Raw genomic sequence first — 17,769 nt, 5'->3', positions numbered from 1 at the left:
ACTTGCCGTCCGATCCCCAGAGGCTAACCTTGGCGCCGACCGACCCGCGGTGGCACGCCGCGGGCACACGACGACCCGGGGCCTGCGCCCCCTTGGCCGAGGCACACGCCCCCATGCTGCACTTCCTGCCCGCCGCCCTGCGCGGACTGCTCGGCGCCAGCCTGCTGGCGCTCAATACCCTGTTCTGGTGCTGGCCGCTGTTCGCCGTGACCCTGTTGAAGGTCTGCCTGCCATTCGCCGGCGCGCAACGTCTGTGCAACGCCTCGATGAACTTCATCCACGAGGCCTGGATCAGCTGCAACAAGACCTGGATGAAGCTACTGGGCCAGACGCGCTGGCGGGTGGAGGGCCTGCAGAGCCTGGATTACCGTCACTCCTACCTGGTCACCAGCAATCACCAGAGCTGGGTCGATATCCTGGTCCTGCAGTACCTGCTCAACCGACGCATCCGCCCGCTGAAGTTCTTTCTCAAACAGGAACTGATCTGGGTGCCGGTGATCGGTCTGTGCTGGTGGGCCCTGGGCTTCCCCTTTATGAAGCGTTACTCCAAGGCCTATCTGGCCAAGCACCCGGAGAAGAAGGGCAAGGACCTGCAGACCACCCGCCGCACCTGCGCCAAGTTCCGTGACAACCCGGTCGGCATCTTCAACTTCCTCGAGGGCACCCGCTTCACCCCGGCCAAGCACGCCGCCCAGGACTCACCCTTCCGCTATCTGCTCAGACCCAAAGCCGGCGGCATTGCCTTCGTGCTGGACGCCATGGGCGAGCAGTTGCACGCGATCGTCAACGTCACCATCCACTACCCCCAGGGCAGTCCGAGCTTCTGGGCGCTGCTCAGCGGCGAGGTTGGAGAGATAGTGGTCAACTTCCGTCAGCTACCGATCGACCCGGCCTTCATCGGCCGCAACTACGACCAGGACGAGGGCTATCGCCTGGCGTTCCAGCAGTGGGTCAACCAGCTGTGGCAAGCCAAGGATGCCGAACTGGCCGAGTTGCACCGCCGCTCCCCCGCCCGCTGATCCGCACGGCCGCAGCGCCTAGCTGTCATTGGGTCTGGCGCTGCGCGGCAGGGCGTTCCAATCCAGCTGCGCCGGGAAGGCCTGCGCATCGTCCGCCGCCAGCCCCGGCGCGACCAAAAAGCCCTGCATGATCGGGCACTGGTGCTCGACCAGCCACTCGCGCTGGGCCGCCGTCTCCACGCCCTCGGCGATCACCTCCAGGCCCAGGTTGCGCCCCAGGTCGATGATGGTGCTGACCACCGCCGCATCCCGTGGCGAATCGAGCATATTGGCGATGAACAGGCGGTCGATCTTCAGGGTGTCCAGCTCGAAGTGCCGCAGATAGGCCAGGGAGGAGTAGCCGGTACCGAAATCATCGATGGCGATCTTCACCCCCAGCAGGCGCAATTGACGCAGCTGCTCCTGGGTGTTTTCCAGGCTCTGCATCAGCGCACTCTCGGTCACCTCCACTTCCAGCTGCGCCGGATTCAGCTGGTAGTCGTCCAACACCCGCCCCAGGTCTTCCACCAGCTGCGGCATGCTGAACTGCACCGGACTGACGTTGATACTGAGCACCAGCTCGTCTGCAGGCGGCCGCCCCATGCCACAGAACTGCCGCGCCCCCTGGCGGAATATCCAGTCGCCCAGGCGGTTGATCAGCCGGGTCTCCTCGAGCAGGGGGATAAACACGCTGGGGGCGACGGTTCCGGCAACCCGATGCTGCCAGCGTAACAGGGCCTCGAAGCCGCGCAGCCGGCCGCTGTCCAGGTAGACCTGGGGCTGGTAGACCAGGACGAAGTCATCCTGGTCGATGGCCGTGCGCAGGCTTTCTTCTAGCATCAGTCGCGAACGCGCGCGGCCGTTCATTTCCGGCAGGAAGAAGCGGTACTGCTGGCGCCCGGCTCGCTTGGCCTCGTACATCGCCATGTCTGCCGCGCGCAGCAGGCTCTCCACGCTCTGCCCGCACTCGGGAAAACAGGCGATGCCGACACTGGCGCCGATCGTGAAGTCGACGCCGTTGAGGCTGTGACGCACCGACACCTGCTCGATCAGCTTCTCCGCCACGCGCGCCGCGTCTTCCGTGTGACCGAGGCCGTCTATCACTGCCGTGAACTCGTCGCCGCCGACCCGGGCCAGCGTGTCGTAGGGCCGCAGGCTGCTCTTCAACTGCTCGCCGACTCGGCGCAGCAACTGATCGCCGACACCGTGGCCAAGGGAGTCGTTGATCCGCTTGAAGCCGTCCAGGTCGAGGTAGAGCAGGGCCAGGCGCTGGCCGCTGCGCCCCGAGCGCGAGAGCGCCGCCTCCAGGGCCTTGTGGAAGCCTCGCCGGTTGAGCAGGCCGGTCAAAGGATCGGTCACCGCCAGGGACTCCAGCTGAGTATGCAGACTGCGCACTACCGACATGTCCAGGGCGAGTACCACCATGGCCCGCTGCAACTTGGGCAGCGGCGAGCACGACAGCGCCACCGGTATGCTGTCGCCATCCCCGGTACGCAGACTCGCCTCATGCACGCGATAGGTCTTGCCCTGCTGCCAGTTCCGGTAGAACTTCGACGAGTGCCACTCGCAATCGACCTCCGGACTGCGCAGGTGGGACAGCAGCGCGCTGCCCTGCAGCTCCGCCACCGAGCAACGCAGCATCTGCGCCATGGCCGGGTTGGCGAAGCGCACCAGGCCGTCCTCGCCGACCACCATGATGCCTTCGGCGGCGTTATCCAGTACCGAGGCGTTGAAGGCCCGGGCGCTGTCCAGCTGCTGGGTCAGCTGTTGCAGCTCGCTGCGGTTGCGCTCATGGTCGAGCAACGAGTGGATCTTGTGGCGCAACACCTTGGGGTCGAAGGGCTTGAGCATGAAGTCCACCGCCCCGGTGGCATAGCCCTGGAGCACGGCATCCTCGGTCTGGGCGATGGCCGAGATGAAGATGATCGGAATGAAGCGGGTGCGCGGGTTGCCGCGCATCAGCCGCGCCACCTCGAATCCGTCCATGTGCGGCATCTGCACGTCCAGCAGGACCAATCCGACTTCCTCGTTCAGCAGGCATTGCAGGGCGGCCTCACCGGAGCTGACGCAGCGCAGCTGCCAGTCACCGTCCTCCAGCAACGCCTGCATGGCTTCGAGGTTTTCCGACCGGTCGTCCACTACCAGAAGCGTCTGCGTCCGTTCCACTTGTCGCTTCTTCTGCAGCGTTGCCATGCCTGCCTCCTGTATCGATGACGCCATGCTCTGACCTGACCTGTCGATCAGGCCCGATCGACGGGCACCGCCCGCGCCTCGTCCAACTCTCGCGGCGGCTCGCTCAACCAGCGTCTCAGCATGTCGAGCAACTCATCTTGGCTGACCGGTTTGGCCAGGTAGTCGTCGGCGCCGGCCGCCAGGCACTTCTCCTGGTCACCCTTCATCGCATGGGCGGTCAGAGCGATGATCGGCACGCGGCAGGCGTGCTCCTGCTTGAGCACCCGAGTCGCGCTGTAACCGTCCATGCGCGGCATGGCCATGTCCATCAAGATCAGGTCACAGCCCACCTGCAGGTAGCTCTCGATGGCTTCCAGTCCGTCCCCGGCCACGCTGACCTCGAGGCCGGCCTCGTCGAGCAAGGCGCTGAGCGCATAGACGTTGCGCACGTCGTCGTCCACCAGCAATACGCGGCGGCCGACCAGCCCCCCCGCCATCCGCCGGTCCGGCACCGCCGGCGGTTGCTCCACGGCCCCCACACTGCCGAGAAAGCCCTGGACCGCCAGGCTCAAGGCCTGCAGGTCCTCGCCCTGCTTGCGCACCACCACCGCGCTGTAGCGCCGCAACCGCTGCAGGCTCAGTTGGGTGATGTCCACTCCGGTATTGATCACCACCCGTGCGCCATTCAAGGGGGTGTGCCGGTCGAGGGTCTCGAGCAGATCGAAACCGTCTCGGTCGGGCAGGTCGAGGTCGATCACCAGCGCCGCAAAGTTGCGCTCGGCATAGGCGTCGAGCGCCTCGGCGGCATTGATGCAGCTGACCACCTCGAAGCCCAGCTGTTGCAGGTGCTCGCGGTAGTGCTCACGCTCGACCTCGACATCTTCAACCAGCAACAGCGCCGGCGCGGGGATCTGGCCGTCGCGCCGCAGCTCGACGAAGACCCGTTCGAGATCGGCTCGGTTGATCGGCTTGACCAGGTAGCGCGGGCCATCCTCGCTCCAGTCGGACGGCTGCGGCACGCAGGAGATGATGTGCACCGGCGTCTCACGATGCTCGGCCTGCCCGCGCAGGTGGCGATACAGCTGCCAGCCACTGATATCCGGCAGCAGGATGTCCAGGATCACCGCGCTGAAGCGCTCGTATTGCAACAGCTCGAGCGCCTGCTGACCCGTGCGGCAGTGCACGCTGGCAAAACCATGGGCATAGGCTTCCTCGGCCAGTACCGAGGCAAAGCTGGCATTGTCCTCGACTATCAGCACAGCGGGGCCCACACCTTGTCGCTGCGGCCGGTCCTCGGGGCCGTCTGCCGCCGACTCGGGCAGTTGCCGCAACGGCAGACTCACGGTGAAGCAAGCGCCCTGCCCCAGCTCGCTCTTCACTCCCACCTCGCCGCCGAGGGCCAATGCCAACTGACGGGTGATGGCCAGACCCAGGCCGGTGCCGCCGAAGCGGCGACTGGTGGAGCCGTCGATCTGCTGGAACGCCTGGAAGATCAGTTCGTGCTGGTCGGCGGCAATGCCGATGCCACTGTCGCACACGCAGAAGCTCAGGCGTTGCCCAGCCCCCTCCTCGCACGTCGGCTCGAGGGTCACACTCAGGCACACCTCGCCCTGCTCGGTGAACTTCACGGCGTTGGACAGCAGGTTGCGCAATATCTGCTGCAGGCGGGCCCGGTCGCTATGGATCAGCCTGGGCACCTCCGGCTGGACCTGCGTCTGCAGCTGCAACCCCTTGAGCTCGGCCATCGGGCGAATGCTCGCATCCAGCTCCACCAGCATCTCGTGGACATCCAACGGCTCCAGCTTGAGCTGAATACGGCCGGATTCGACCTTGGCCAGGTCGAGCACACTGTTGATCAACTGCAGCAGGTCGCTACCGGCCCGGTGCACGATATCGGCGTGCTGGGTCTGCTTCTGCGTGAGATTACCGGCGTTGTTCTGGCGCAATTGATCGCTGAGGATCAGGATGCTGTTGAGCGGGGTACGCAGCTCATGAGACATGTTGGCGAGGAACTCGGACTTGTAGCGGTTGGCCAGCACCAGCTGCTCGGCCTGTTCATGCAGGCGCCGCTCCGCCGCCTTGCGCTCGCTGATGTCGATGATCACCGCCTGCACCAGGATGTTCTCGCCGCTGCGCAGGGGCGACAAGCCAACCTCCAGGGGAATCAGCCGACCGTCGCGGTGCTGGCCGAACAGCTCGCGGTTGCTACCCATGCGTCGGGGCTCAGGGTTCTTCTGGTAGGCGCGGCGGGACGGTACGTGGCCTTCGCGCTTGTCCTCGGGCAGCAGCATCTCCACTGGCTGGCCAAGCAATTCCTGACGTGGGTAGCCGAACAGCAGCTCGGCCTGCTGGTTGACCATGGCGATCTGCCCGTCGCTGTCGACCAGGACGATGGCGTTGGGCGAGGCCTCCACCACCAGACGAAAACGCTCCTCGCGCTCGCGCAGCTGTTCGGTCGCCCGCTGGCTGGCATGCAACTGGCGCTCGCGCTGATACAGGCAGCCACCCGTCAACAGGGCCAGCAGGGTCGCCGCAGTCAGCCCCATCCCAAGGCTGAAGGTCATGTACCGCCGCGCCAGCGACTCTTCGTAGGCGGCCGAACTGCTGACCGTCAGGGTCCAGGTTCGACCATACAGGGGCAAATCCATGGTCTGGGTGAAGAGCGCCGGCCGGTCCACCGCCGCCGCGGCCTCGCCCAGCAACGGACTGCCCGCCTGCCGGTCCACGACGTGGATATCGAACAAACGCGTCTGAGGACCGAGAATGCCTGCCATCAGGTCATGACTGCGGAAGGCGCCATAGACGTAACCGAACAGAGCCTCGCGCCGCTGCTGCGCGCTGCCCAACGGCATGCCGGGACGGAACACTGGCAGGTACAGCAGCATTCCGGACTGCACGTTCAACTCGGTTTCCTGCTTCAGGATCACCGGTGCGCTGAGGGCCGCATCGGCACTGTGCAAGGCCTGTTCGATCGCTTCACGGCGCAGAGGCTCGCTGAACATGTCGTAGCCCTGGGCACGCCGGTTACGCCAATCGAACGGACTGATGTAGTCGATCAGCACGTACTCCTCGCGCTGGCCGGCCGGAAAGGCCCGGTAACCCTCGCGACCATCGGCCGCGATAGCGGCGAGGAAATCCTCGAGTTGCCCCTGGCGCAGGTAACGCGCCCACCCCAGCGCCTGGATGCCGGGGTAGCGATCCTGCAGGTGCAGCTGCTCGACCGCCCTCTCCCACTCGGCCAGGGAAACGTCCTGTTTACCGACAATCAGCCCTGAGATACCGCGCAGCACCATTTCGTAGGCGCGCATGCGGTGGATGACGCGCTGACCGACGTCCTGCGCTTCGAGCTCGAAGCGCTGCCGCGCCTCCTCTCGACTCGTCGCCTCGAGGGCTTGCCATTGCCAGACGATCAGGCCGCCCAAACCGAGCAACAGGGCCAAGGTGACCCCTATCGCCAGCCCGGGCCCGAGGGAAAAGGAACGCAACCTGCCGTCCATGACTTCTCCTGAATCCGTTCACTACCTGCCACGCCCGATCACAGGGGATGAGCGCGCGACAGAACTCAAGGAAGCAGTCTAGTCAGGAATCCGGCAGAGGGCCCTGCCCTGACCAGCAAAGGACCACAGAAAAAAGCCCCGCACGAGCGGGGCTTTTCGTCTGCACCCGGTTTTAGAGCGGACGCAGATTGATTTCGACGCGGCGATTCTGTGCCCGCCCCGCCTCGTTGGCATTGCTGGCGATCGGCTGGTTGGGCCCAGCACCGTAGGCGGAAATCCGCGCCGGCGCCACGCCGTTGCCCGACAGGTAAGCCGCGACGCTCTGCGCACGGCGATTCGACAGGTTCTGGTTCAGCGCCAGCGAACCGGTGCTATCGGTGTGCCCGACGATGTCGATACCGTTCTTGTCGAACTCCTTGAACACCAGCACCAGGGAGTTGAGCGTCGGGTAGAAGCCGCTGGAAATATCCGCCGAATTGCTGGCGAAGGTGATGTTGCCCGGCATGATCAGCTTCAGGTCATCGCCATTGCGCTGCACCTGTACGCCCGTGCCCTGCAGGGTCTGGCGCAGCTTGGCCTCCTGGGTGTCGACATAGTAGCCGTAACCGCCGCCTGCGGCGCCGCCCACTGCGGCACCGATCAAGGCGCCCTTGGCGCGGTCCTTCTTGCTCGAGGTGGCCGCCCCGATCACCGCTCCGGTGACCGCGCCGATACCGCCATAGACTCCTGCCTTGCCGGCTTCGCGTTCGCCGGTATAGGGGTTGGTCGTACAGCCGGCCAGCAGAGCCAGGCCGGCGGCCAAAGCGGTCAGGTTACGCCAGTTCTTCATAGATACGTCCTTATCTGGGTTGTTCAGCAGGTTGGCTATCGCGCAGGGGTGTTCGAGGCGCCAGGCGCCTCGAAGTTCCGTTCCAGCTTAGCAGGCGGTGTTGATGAGCAGTGCGACACGCAGCAAGGAGGGTACGCGCCGCACCAGATACTACTGCACGCCGGGCAATGGCCGCAGGTTCACCTCGACCCGACGGTTCTGGGCCCGCCCATCGGCCGAGGCATTGCTCGCCAGAGGCTGGTCGGGCCCCATGCCGCGGGTGCTCAGACGCGTCTGATCGACCCCCTGGGCGATCAGGTAGTTGGCCACGCTCTGTGCACGGCGCTGCGACAACCCCATGTTGTAGGCATGGGAGCCGACACTGTCGGTATGACCGACGATCTCGATGCTGTTCTGCGGATATTGGCGAAAGGAATTGGCCAGGTTGTTCAGCGGCGCATGGAAACTGCCGGCGATCTCCGCCGAATCGGTGGCGAAGGTGATGTTTCCGGGCATGATCAGCTGGATCACATCGCCCTGGCGCGCCACCTGCACGCCTGTACCCTCCATGCTGCGCCGCAGTTCCGCCTCCTGCTTGTCGGCGTAGTAGCCATAACCGGCTCCCGCCGCCCCGCCTACGGCGGCGCCGATCAGCGCCCCCTTGCCGCGATTGTCGTGACTGATAGCCGCGCCGGCCACCGCACCAGCCAGGGCGCCGAGGCCGCCGTAGGTCGCAGTCTTGTTACTGCTGGGCTGGCCGTCATAGGGATTCTGCGAGGCACAACCGAGCAGCAAGCCGGCACAGCAGCAGGTCAGGATCAGACGCGAACTAGGCATGACGAACCCTCCAAGGCATTGGCTAGTATTCAGTCTAGCCAGCGGGGCGCCCATCGCCCTCAGGCGCGGACAAACGGATTCTCGCGCATTTCATCGCCCAGCCGGGTATCGGCACCATGCCCCGTAACCACGGTGGCGTCCTCGTCGAGCCGGTACAGGCGCTGCTTGATCGAGCGTTCGATGGTCGCGTAGTCGCCGCCCCACAGGTCGGTCCGACCGATGCCACGCTTGAACAGCGTGTCGCCGGCAATCAGCAGCTTGTCTTGGGGGAACCAGAAACTCATGGAACCGGGCGTGTGCCCGGGCGTGTGCAGCGCCACGCCACAGCCACAGGGCAATGCCTCGTCGTCGGCCAGCCACTGGTCCGGAGCCGGCACCGGCGTATAGGGCACCCCGAACATGCGGCACTGCATCTCCAGGTTATCCCAGAGGAACCGATCCTCCTTGTGCAGATGCAGCGTGGCACCGGTCTTCTCCTTCATCTGCCCGGAGGCGAGGAAGTGGTCCAGGTGGGCGTGGGTGTGGATGATGCTGACCACCTTGAGCCCATGGCCCTCGAGGCGCGCCATGATCAGCTCGGGGTCGCCGCCCGGATCGACCACTATCGCCTGCTTGGTGACGGGGTCGCCAATGATCGTGCAGTTGCACTGCAACGGCCCGACGGGGAAGGTTTCGCGGATCAGGGCAGGGGACGCGGCAGAACTCATCGGTGACTCCTCGATACGGTGAACGCCGGCTAGCTTACCCATCCACTCGTTGAATGCACGCCGAAAATCGCCGCGTCCAAAGCTATCGCGCCGGCGAAAACGAGCCGGGTGCATCCCCGGACGAAGCGGTCGGGCCTGAGCCTGCCGGTAGCGGGCGGCTCAAGTCAGCAGGCCGAGGCTCTTGGCCCGCGCCACCGCTTGGGTACGACGCTCGACGCCAAGCTTGCCGTTGATATGGCGGGCATGGGTTTTCACCGTATGCAGGGAGATGAACAGACTCTCGCTGATCTGCTGGTTCGAATAGCCTTGGGCAATCAGCTTCAACACCGCCAGTTCACGGCCGCTCAAACTGCCCACCATCATGTCCGGCTCAACGCTCGCCACAGCCGGCGCCGTGGGCAGTTCGGCCAACAGCGCCTCGCGCTGGGAACCCTCGGGTTGCGCCAGCAGTTGCTCCCGAGCCCAATCCGGGTGTGCCTTCAACAGATCCTGGAAGGGTGACAGAGCGCCTCCAAGGGCCGCTTGCAAGGCGTCACTCAGCTGTTGCCGGGCCTCACGCTCCTGGCCACTGGCGCGCAGCAACAGAACCAGCTGCACCCGGGCGATCACTGCCAGCAACTCCCCCCCCATAGCCTGTGCCCGTTGCACCAGAGCACGCAGACGCCTCTCGGCCTTACTCCGTTCACCTTGCTGCCGTTCCAGCACCGCCTGGTGGAGTTCGATGTACAGCGGCAGTTGCGGGTGGAACTCCGGCGCCGCGGCGGCCTGCTCCCCGTTGTAAGCCTCGGCCAGGCGCACCAGCCAGGCATCCGCCACTTCGAACTGGCCTTGGCGCAGCCACAACTCGCACTTGGCCAGGGTGATCATCGCCAGGTAGTAGATAGGCGGCACATCCCAGACATGCATGAGCCGCTCGGCCTCGGCGAGTCGAGCGAACGCTTCGGCCAGAGCGCCTTCGCGCCCCTCCAGGCCGGCCAGCACGCACTGGCCGATGAGCAGGCTGACGTCACGGCAGGCACGCGCCTCGGCGATCCCCGCCGTTAACCGTTGACGCGCCAACTGCGGCTGCAGACGCAGGCTCAGCAGATAACCCTCATACAGGGTCAGGCGTGCGCGCAACGCGTACAAACGCTGGTGCGGCAGCCCGCGCAAACGCTCCAGGCCTTGGCGCACCTCGTCGAGGGCCCGCTGCACTTCGCCCCGGGCCTGCAGTACGCGCGCGCGGTCATAGTGCGCCAGCGCTTCGAACAGGGGGTTGCCCACCCGCTGCGCCAGCTCCAAAGCCTCGCGATTGAGGCCCCGGGCACGCCACAGATCGCCCTGGACGATGGCCAGATTAGCCAGGGTCGACAGGCACATCAGCCGCTGGCCATAGCGCTCCATCGGCAACCCCGCCAGTGCTTCGGTACAGTGGCGTTGCGCGCTCAGGCTTTCGCCACGACCGCGGGCGATCACCCCGCAGAGGGCTTGCCACTGGGCCAGCAGGCTCTGCTGCTGGACTGCCGAGGGAGCGGGAAGGAAGCGGCTCATCTGCCCTACTAACTCCTCGGCCGCATCCAGCTGACAGGCCAGGGCCAGGGCCCAGCTGTACAGGACGATCAGGCGTGGCGTGCTGGCCAGCAGGCTGTCCGGCAAGTCCATCTTCCAACGCAACAAGGTGGCCACGTTTTGTTCGGCCAGCAGTTGCTCCTCGGACAGGTTCTGCACCAGGTTGGCGGCCACATCCGGCTGCCCGGCCCGCAGCGCCTGCTCGATCGCCTCGTCCAACAGCCCTTGGCCGCTGAACCAGCGGCAGGCACGCAGGTGTGCACTGGTCGGGGCGGGACGCAAGGCGGCCGCTGGTCGAGCGCGGAGCAGGTCGGAAAACAGATGGTGATAACGAAACCAGCGGCCTTGCTCATCCAGCGGCACCAGAAACACCTGATGCGCCTGCAGATGCTCGAGAATGGCGGCGCTGTCATGGGCCTCGCGCACGGCATCGCACAGCTCGGCACAGAAGCGCTCCTGGCAGGCGGTGTCATAGAGAAAGGCCTGCACTTCCGGCGGCTGCCGCTCGATCACCTCTTCCAGTAGATACTCGCGGATCAGCCCTTCGGCGCCGTGAGGCCTGGTCATCTCGCCGTCGACAACCGCCTCGGCGGCGGCGAGCAACCACAGGCGCAGCCCGGCCACCCAACCTTCGCTGTGCTGCAGCAAATCGGCCAGCGCCTCCTCGCTCAAGGTGGCACCGTGCCTAGACAACAGCTCGCCGGTCTCCTCCTCTGTCAGGCGCAGATCCTGTTCCTGCAACTCGAGCAATTGCCTCGACAGGCGCAGGCGGGCCAGATGCCAATCCGGACGCTGGCGGCTGGTCACCAGCAAGAGCAGGCCAGCCGGCAAGTGGTTGAGGAAGAACTGTAGGCAGCGATCGAGCACCGCCCCCTGGGCCAGATGGTAATCGTCCAGCACCAGTAGCACCGGACTGTCCGGTTTCAAGCGTAGCGTCAGCTCGTCGAGCAGACCATCCAGCCATTCCTCGAAGGCGAAGGGCTGATGCCTCTGGCGCAGTCGCAACAACCCCAGCGCATCGTCCCCCAGCCCCGGGAAAAACTGTTGCAGCCCAGCCAACAGTCGCTCGAGAAAGCGCCCGGGATCGCTGTCGCGGCGGCTCAGGCCGAACCAGAGGCTCTGCCACTGCGGCGGCAGCCGTTCGCAAAACTCGATGGCCAGTGAGCTCTTGCCGAAGCCCGCCGGCGCGCTGACCAGTATCAGGCGGCCGGACAGACCGCTCGCCAGCCGCTCGCACAGGCGCGGGCGCAGGACATGCCCCGGTGGCAGCGGAGGACGGAAGAAATGCCCATCGGTGCTCTGCGGACTCAGACTGACGAATCGATGTGAACTGGACAGCTCGGTCATTACCCGGTTCTTGGCGCAGTAGGTCTGTGGTTTGACCAGCAGCCTAGCCCCTCGGGCCGCACATTTGAAGTGTGCCCCGGCCGCCTTAACAATTCTTTGCAATAGCTGCGTCGGGTCTCACCCGGCACGTCCGCACTTGCCAACCCCTCGCCGAATGGCCAGCCCCGCCTACATCCCAAATAAAAATGCCCGTATCCAAGGATACGGGCATTCAATGTCTCGGCACCTCGAGCCAGCCGGACATCGTCCTGCTGGCTCGAGACCGGCACTACGCGGTCAGGCTGCTGTGCTTAACGCACGCCGGCCTGACGCAAGGCCGCCGGGGTGTAGTCGCTTTCCTTGGAGCCGATATCGAACTGATAGGACTGCTTCTCCTCGTTCTTCATGCCCAGCGCCAGGTAGCGCCCGGACTGCAGGTCATACAGGGCCTCCAGGGTGTACCACGGCACTTTCTTGTCGTAGTAGTACTGGGCATGCGCCTCGGCCACACGCCACAGGGTACCGCGACCGTCGTAGTGGTCGATGGCAGCGGCCTGCCAGGTGTCCTCGTCGATGAAGAAGTCGCGCTTGGCATAGATATGCCGCTCGCCCGACTTCAGGGTCGCGGTCACATGCCAGACGCGGTGCAGCTCGTAACGGCTCAGCTCCTGGTTGATATGGCCGGGCTTGATGATCTGCTCGTACTTGAGCTTCGGCGAGTCCAGGCCATAGGTGTTGTAGGCGATGTAGACTTCCTTCTTGCCGTTGAGCGTCCAGTCGTAACGATCCGGCGCGCCGTTGTACAGGTCGAAGTTGTCCGAGGTGCGCAGGCCATCGGCTGCGGTGCCCGGACCGTCGTAAGACACCTGCGGCGCCCGGCGCACGCGGCGCTGGCCGGCGTTGTACAGCCACGCCAGACGCGGCTCCTTGACTTGGTTCAGGGTCTCGTGCACCAACAGCACGTTGCCCGCCAGACGCGACGGTGCGGTCACCCGCTGCTTGAAGTAGAACAGGATGTTGTCCGCCTTGCTGCTGCCGGCATCCTTCAGGGCATCGCGGAAGGTGAACTCGTCCTCGAAATACACCAAGCTGTAGGAGCCGTTGGCCTGCGGGGTCGCCTGGGTCACCAGGCGCTTGGCGCTGCCACCGCGATAGCGGGTGATGTGGTTCCAGATCACTTCCAGACCGTTCTTGGGGATCGGGAAGGGGTTGGCCGTGGCGAAGTTCTCCAGGCCGTTGCCGCCTTCTACCAACTTGGTATTGACCGCGTTGGCCTTGGCCGCGGCCAGGACTGCGTCCGGCAGGGTGGCGCTGCGATGGGTCGGATATACCGGCATCTTGTAGCTGTCGGGATAGCGCTTGAACATCGCCAGCTGACCGGGGGTGAGCTTGTCTTTGTACTGATCCACGTTCTGCGCGGTGATGGTGAACAGCGGCTGCTCGTTGGCGAAGGGATTCGACAGGAAACCGCGATCATCGACGGTGCCGGCATTGCTCGGCAGACCGCCGGTCCAGGCCGGGATCGAACCATCGGCATTGCCCGCCATCTCTGCGCCGATCGGCGTCAGGCTGGCGCCCAGCTGGGCGGCTTCTTCCGGCGAGACGGCCGCCATCACACTGCTGGCGAGCAGCGACAGGGTCAGGGCGCCGGTTTGCAACAGACCTTTTGTTGTTTTCATGTACATAGTCTTCCTCAAATTTCCTGACCGTTAGAAGTTCATACCGAAGCTGAGCGCGACGAAGTCACGGTCGATCGACGTGTTGTACTTGCCGCCGAAGAAGTCGGTATAGGACAGGCCCGCGGTGTAAGTGTTCTGGTATTCGGCGTCCAGGCCCAGGCTCACCGCCTTGTTGCCTTCGTTGAACACACCGTTGGGGCCATAGCCGTCGACGTCATGGGACCAGGAGATGCTGGGTTTCAGGTTGATGCCCGCGAATGCATCGTTGTAATCCCAAATGGCGCGAGCGCGGTAACCCCAGGAGGTACTGGTGACGAAACCATCGTCCTCACAGTATTTGCTGACGTTCTCGGCGGTAGCACTGCCCAACGTACTGGCATTGAGCGTCTGGCAGCGATTGCCGGCCAAAGGGCCCGGGCCGAATACTGGGTCCCGGCCATAGCGCAACTCACTGCTGTTTTCCAGACCGCCCACGTGCGTGACCCCAATCTCACCCACCAGGGTTAAACGCGAGGCTCCCATCACTTGGTCGAAGAAGTGGGTAAAGGTGGTCTGGAACTGCGTGATTTCCTTGCGGCGGTAGCCGGGAGTGTCAGTGCCAGGCGTGGCCTGAATAGGGGAAACAGTTGAGTCCAGGGGGGTCAAACCGCCAAACAAAATGTCGGTGGTATTGATCTGCACCGGTGCATTTGGCCGATAGCTAATTTCGCCACTCCAGGCCGTGCCAGTAGGCAGGGTAGTAGAGAAACTCAGACCGTAGAGGCGAATATCCTCGGGATACTCGATGAAATACTGGCTGTTACCGGCAACTGTCGCAGACGCCAGCCCGGTAGCGGCTTGCTGAAATGCCGTACTGCCCAGAACACCTGCTCGCACTGCCGCGAGAACTACAGGGTTGGCACAAGCCCCCCCCATCGTTGCGCACTGAGCTGCCACCTGTGCAGCGCCAAAACCACCCACTGCTGCCTGGGCGGCAGTAAATGCTGCCGCTGGGGCAGCCCGCCCGCTGAACACCGGCGTACGGCTGTGATAGTTCATGAAATAGGCACCGAATTCGGTGTCAAGCTGTTCAGAGAAATAGCGGAACGCCGTACCCCATTGCCCACTATCACGCGCATCACGATCACCGCCCCGAGGAACTATCACACCTTCGGAGGTAGTCTGATAACCAAACCCCTGTGCGGCGGCAAACCCAGATAGAGCACCAAGCTGTGGGCTCAATACGGCCAGGTTACGATCACAGCCATCCGCAATCACATCCGGCTGTGCGAAGAAGGTACCGCAGTTATCTGCGACGGACTGGTCCCACTCAAGCTGGTAGAACGCCTCCATCGACAGGCTATCGGTCAGGCTCTGGGACACGTAGAACATGTTGACCGGAATCAAGCCTTCCTTGATCTCCGCGCCAGGACGGCGAAACGCCGAGGCATCGATCGGGTTGATGGAGTTGATGGAGTTCTGGATAAAGGTGCTTTCACCCCAGCTGACCACCTGCTTACCCAGGCGTACCGAACCAGGTTGATCGGCGATGTCATAGTTGTGATAAACGAAGGCATCGAGGATCTGTGCACCAGATGCCTGGGCAGCCTCTTTACGATTGCTGTCGTCGATGTCCTTGAACAGACGATGCTCGTCCTTCAGCTCGAAGTCATACCAATACTTGCCGCGAATGAAGGCACCCGTATCGCCGTACTTCAGCTCCAAATCGTGGATACCCTTGAAGATCTTCGAGAAGGTTTCGCCACGCTTGAAGTTCAGGTGCGAATCATCCGAGGTCTGCGAAAGGCCATCGCCACCGTTGTTTCTACCGATCAGGTCCTTATCTGCACCACGCACCGACCAGCTGGCGCCCACGGACAACGACGAATCGAACTGACCTTCGATCTCGCCGATATTAAAGGTAACGCCGAATGCCGGTGCGGCGAGGGTGGATGCGAGGCTGACGGCCAGCGGCAGCTTTGCCAGGCGCCAGAACGGTTGGGTCTTTGTCATCGACGCTACTCCATGTGTTTTTTGTTATGGATGGTGCGGACTATAGCCAGCGGGTCGTACTGCTTGATCCCTCGAAAGTGTGATTTGCAGCCCCTGGCACTCTGGCTCGCCGCTTGTGACCGAATAGTCAGCTTTGCGAAGAGCCAAGAATGGACTGAAAACAGCAATTAGCAAGCCAAACGCTTGTTTGACTGTGTAGTCACTTTTCCGAAGTAGCAATAGCGGGACCTAGAGGGTGGAAAGAAATTCGCTTCCGGCCGCCTGCCACCGGGCGATATCCAGGCGAATGCGTTTCTTGTCCAGCTTGCCGACGCTGGTCTTGGGAATTTCGGTAACAAGGGCGATCTGCGTGGGTATTGCCCACTTGTTGATGTGCCCTTGCTCGACATAGGGCTTGAGGTGTTCCTTCAGCCCCTTGGCATCCAGCGCCTGCCCCTCGGCCAGCACCAGCAGGGCAAAGGGCCGCTCGCCCCATTGCGGATCGGGAACGCCCACCACCGCCACCTCACGCACGGCCGAATGGCGGCTGATCAGGTCTTCCAGCTCCAGCGAGGAGAGCCACTCTCCGCCGGTCTTGATCACATCCTTGATACGGTCGCGAATATCGACGAATCCCATGCCATCGAGCGTGGCGACATCGCCAGTATGCAGCCAGCCATGCTCCCACAGCTCCTCGCCCTTTTCCGCCTCGCGGAAGTAACCCTGGGTCAGCCAGGGCGAACGCAGCACCAACTCGCCCTGGGCTTCTCCATCGGCCGGCAGCAACGTGCCATCCGCACTCATGATGGCCGCATCGACCAGCGGCACCGGCACCCCGGCCTTGATCCGGTAGGTGATACGCTCATCCTCGCTACCAGCCAGCAACTCCTCATTGATGTAGGCACAGGAAACCAGCGGACAGGTTTCCGACATGCCATAGGCCGCGGTCAGCTGGATACCACGGGCCTTGGCGGCGTCATACAGGGTACGGTTCAGCGCACTGCCGCCGATGATCATCTTCAATCCCCCGAAATCGTGCCCTTGGGCGCTTGGGGTGTTGAGCAGCATTTGCAGGATGGTCGGCACGCAGTGGGAAAAGCTGACCTGCTCGTCCTTGATCAGGCGGCACAGCATCTCCGGCTCGTAGCGCCCCGGATAGACCTGTTTTACCCCCAGCATGGTGGCCACGTAGGGCACGCCCCAGGCGTGCACGTGGAACATCGGCGTGATAGGCATATAGACGTCAGCGGTCCCCATCAGGCGAATGCTGTCCAGGCTACCCAAAATGGTGGCCATGGACAGGGTGTGCAGCACCAGTTGCCGATGCGTGAAGTACACACCCTTGGGGTTGCCGGTGGTACCGGTGGTGTAGAAGGTAGTAGCCACCGAGTTCTCGTCGAAATCGGCGAACTCGTAGCTCGGGCCGGCCGCCGCCAGCAATTGCTCGTACTCCCCCACCAGTCCTGGCAAGTCGGCGGTTTTCTCCTCCGCGTCGGTCAGCAGCAGGGTCTTCTCGACCGTGGTCAGCTGGCTGGCGATGCCATTGTAGAGCGGCACGAACTCGCTGTTGACCAGTACGAAGCGGTCCTCGGCATGATTCATGGTGTAGAGGATCTGCTCCGGCGAGAGGCGGATGTTGATGGTGTGCAACACCGCACCGAGCATGGGGATGGCGAACATGCACTCCAGATAACGATGGCTGTCCCAGTCCATCACCGCGACGGTATCGCCGGCCTTCACCCCGGCGTCGCTCAGCACGTTGGCCAGGCGCGCGACCCGCTCGTTGAAGGTCGCGTAGCTGTAGCGCACGCTGTCGCGGTAGACGATCTCCCGGGTCTTCTCGTAGCGTCCCCCGGACAGCAGCAGACGCTTGATCAGCAGGGGATATTGATAGGCGTTGGTCGCGGGCGAAATGATGCGGGTTTGCAACATGGGAAGGCACCTTAGTCTGCGGTCGTATCGGTTTCGGATGAATATGACTCTAGGGCGACAGCCTGACGTACAAATCAGTCAAAAGAATGAATTTGCGCATGGCCACAATAGCCTCGATGGCCGCACGACGAGGACCTGCCATGTGAGCGCGGCTTCGAGTTCCATGCTGGCAGGGCCTAAGCACGCACAACTCATCGTCGCTGTCTGCCCCTCGTAGGGAGGTTTGCCCGGGCGGGGCGCGACGCATCCTGCCCCTGATCGTTTTCCCGCATGACGGCTGTGACAAACATGACA

General features: G+C 63.7%; 10 protein-coding genes. 1 reads left to right on the top strand and 9 read right to left on the bottom strand.

Going from position 1 to position 17,769, the window contains the following annotated elements; all coding sequences use genetic code 11:
• The first annotated feature begins 113 nt into the window (after positions 1 to 113).
• Positions 114 to 1,019 carry an acyltransferase gene (locus SBP02_RS04900; protein ID WP_318645275.1) on the top strand — a complete coding sequence of 302 codons (906 nt, stop codon included), beginning with the start codon at positions 114 to 116 and terminating at the stop codon, positions 1,017 to 1,019.
• Positions 1,020 to 1,037: 18 nt separating this feature from the next.
• On the opposite strand, the gene SBP02_RS04895 is transcribed toward SBP02_RS04900, so the two are convergent.
• The 9 genes from SBP02_RS04895 to SBP02_RS04855 form a co-directional block, all read right to left on the bottom strand.
• Positions 1,038 to 3,191, bottom strand: coding sequence for a putative bifunctional diguanylate cyclase/phosphodiesterase (locus tag SBP02_RS04895; protein ID WP_318645274.1), 2,154 nt, complete (start codon positions 3,189 to 3,191; stop codon positions 1,038 to 1,040).
• Between the two features lie 47 nt (positions 3,192 to 3,238).
• A complete protein-coding gene (locus SBP02_RS04890; protein ID WP_318645273.1) occupies positions 3,239 to 6,667 on the bottom strand; it encodes a CHASE domain-containing protein in 3,429 nt (1,142 codons plus the stop codon).
• A 172-nt stretch (positions 6,668 to 6,839) separates the two neighbouring features.
• A complete protein-coding gene (locus SBP02_RS04885; RefSeq protein ID WP_318645272.1) occupies positions 6,840 to 7,496 on the bottom strand; it encodes an OmpA family protein in 657 nt (218 codons plus the stop codon).
• Positions 7,497 to 7,646: 150 nt separating this feature from the next.
• The gene (locus SBP02_RS04880; RefSeq protein ID WP_318645271.1) at positions 7,647 to 8,312 is read right to left on the bottom strand and encodes an OmpA family protein; all 666 of its coding nucleotides are present in this window, start codon (positions 8,310 to 8,312) and stop codon (positions 7,647 to 7,649) included.
• A 59-nt stretch (positions 8,313 to 8,371) separates the two neighbouring features.
• On the bottom strand, positions 8,372 to 9,019 hold the full coding sequence (locus SBP02_RS04875; RefSeq protein ID WP_318645270.1) for an MBL fold metallo-hydrolase: 648 nt from the start codon (positions 9,017 to 9,019) through the stop codon (positions 8,372 to 8,374).
• Positions 9,020 to 9,178: 159 nt separating this feature from the next.
• Positions 9,179 to 11,914 (bottom strand): LuxR C-terminal-related transcriptional regulator, encoded by a 2,736-nt coding sequence (locus SBP02_RS04870; RefSeq protein WP_318645269.1) that lies wholly within the window; start codon positions 11,912 to 11,914, stop codon positions 9,179 to 9,181.
• A 290-nt stretch (positions 11,915 to 12,204) separates the two neighbouring features.
• The gene (locus SBP02_RS04865) at positions 12,205 to 13,572 is read right to left on the bottom strand and encodes a DUF1329 domain-containing protein (RefSeq protein ID WP_318645268.1); all 1,368 of its coding nucleotides are present in this window, start codon (positions 13,570 to 13,572) and stop codon (positions 12,205 to 12,207) included.
• A 30-nt stretch (positions 13,573 to 13,602) separates the two neighbouring features.
• Positions 13,603 to 15,564 (bottom strand): DUF1302 domain-containing protein, encoded by a 1,962-nt coding sequence (locus tag SBP02_RS04860; protein WP_318645267.1) that lies wholly within the window; start codon positions 15,562 to 15,564, stop codon positions 13,603 to 13,605.
• A gap of 228 nt (positions 15,565 to 15,792) precedes the next feature.
• On the bottom strand, positions 15,793 to 17,475 hold the full coding sequence (locus SBP02_RS04855; protein WP_318645266.1) for a fatty acid--CoA ligase: 1,683 nt from the start codon (positions 17,473 to 17,475) through the stop codon (positions 15,793 to 15,795).
• Positions 17,476 to 17,769 lie beyond the last annotated feature (294 nt).

Origin of the sequence: Pseudomonas benzenivorans, assembly GCF_033547155.1 — a bacterium.
Classification (GTDB): Bacteria; Pseudomonadota; Gammaproteobacteria; order Pseudomonadales; family Pseudomonadaceae; genus Aquipseudomonas; species Aquipseudomonas benzenivorans_B.
This window is presented reverse-complemented; position numbering and strand designations above follow the sequence as displayed.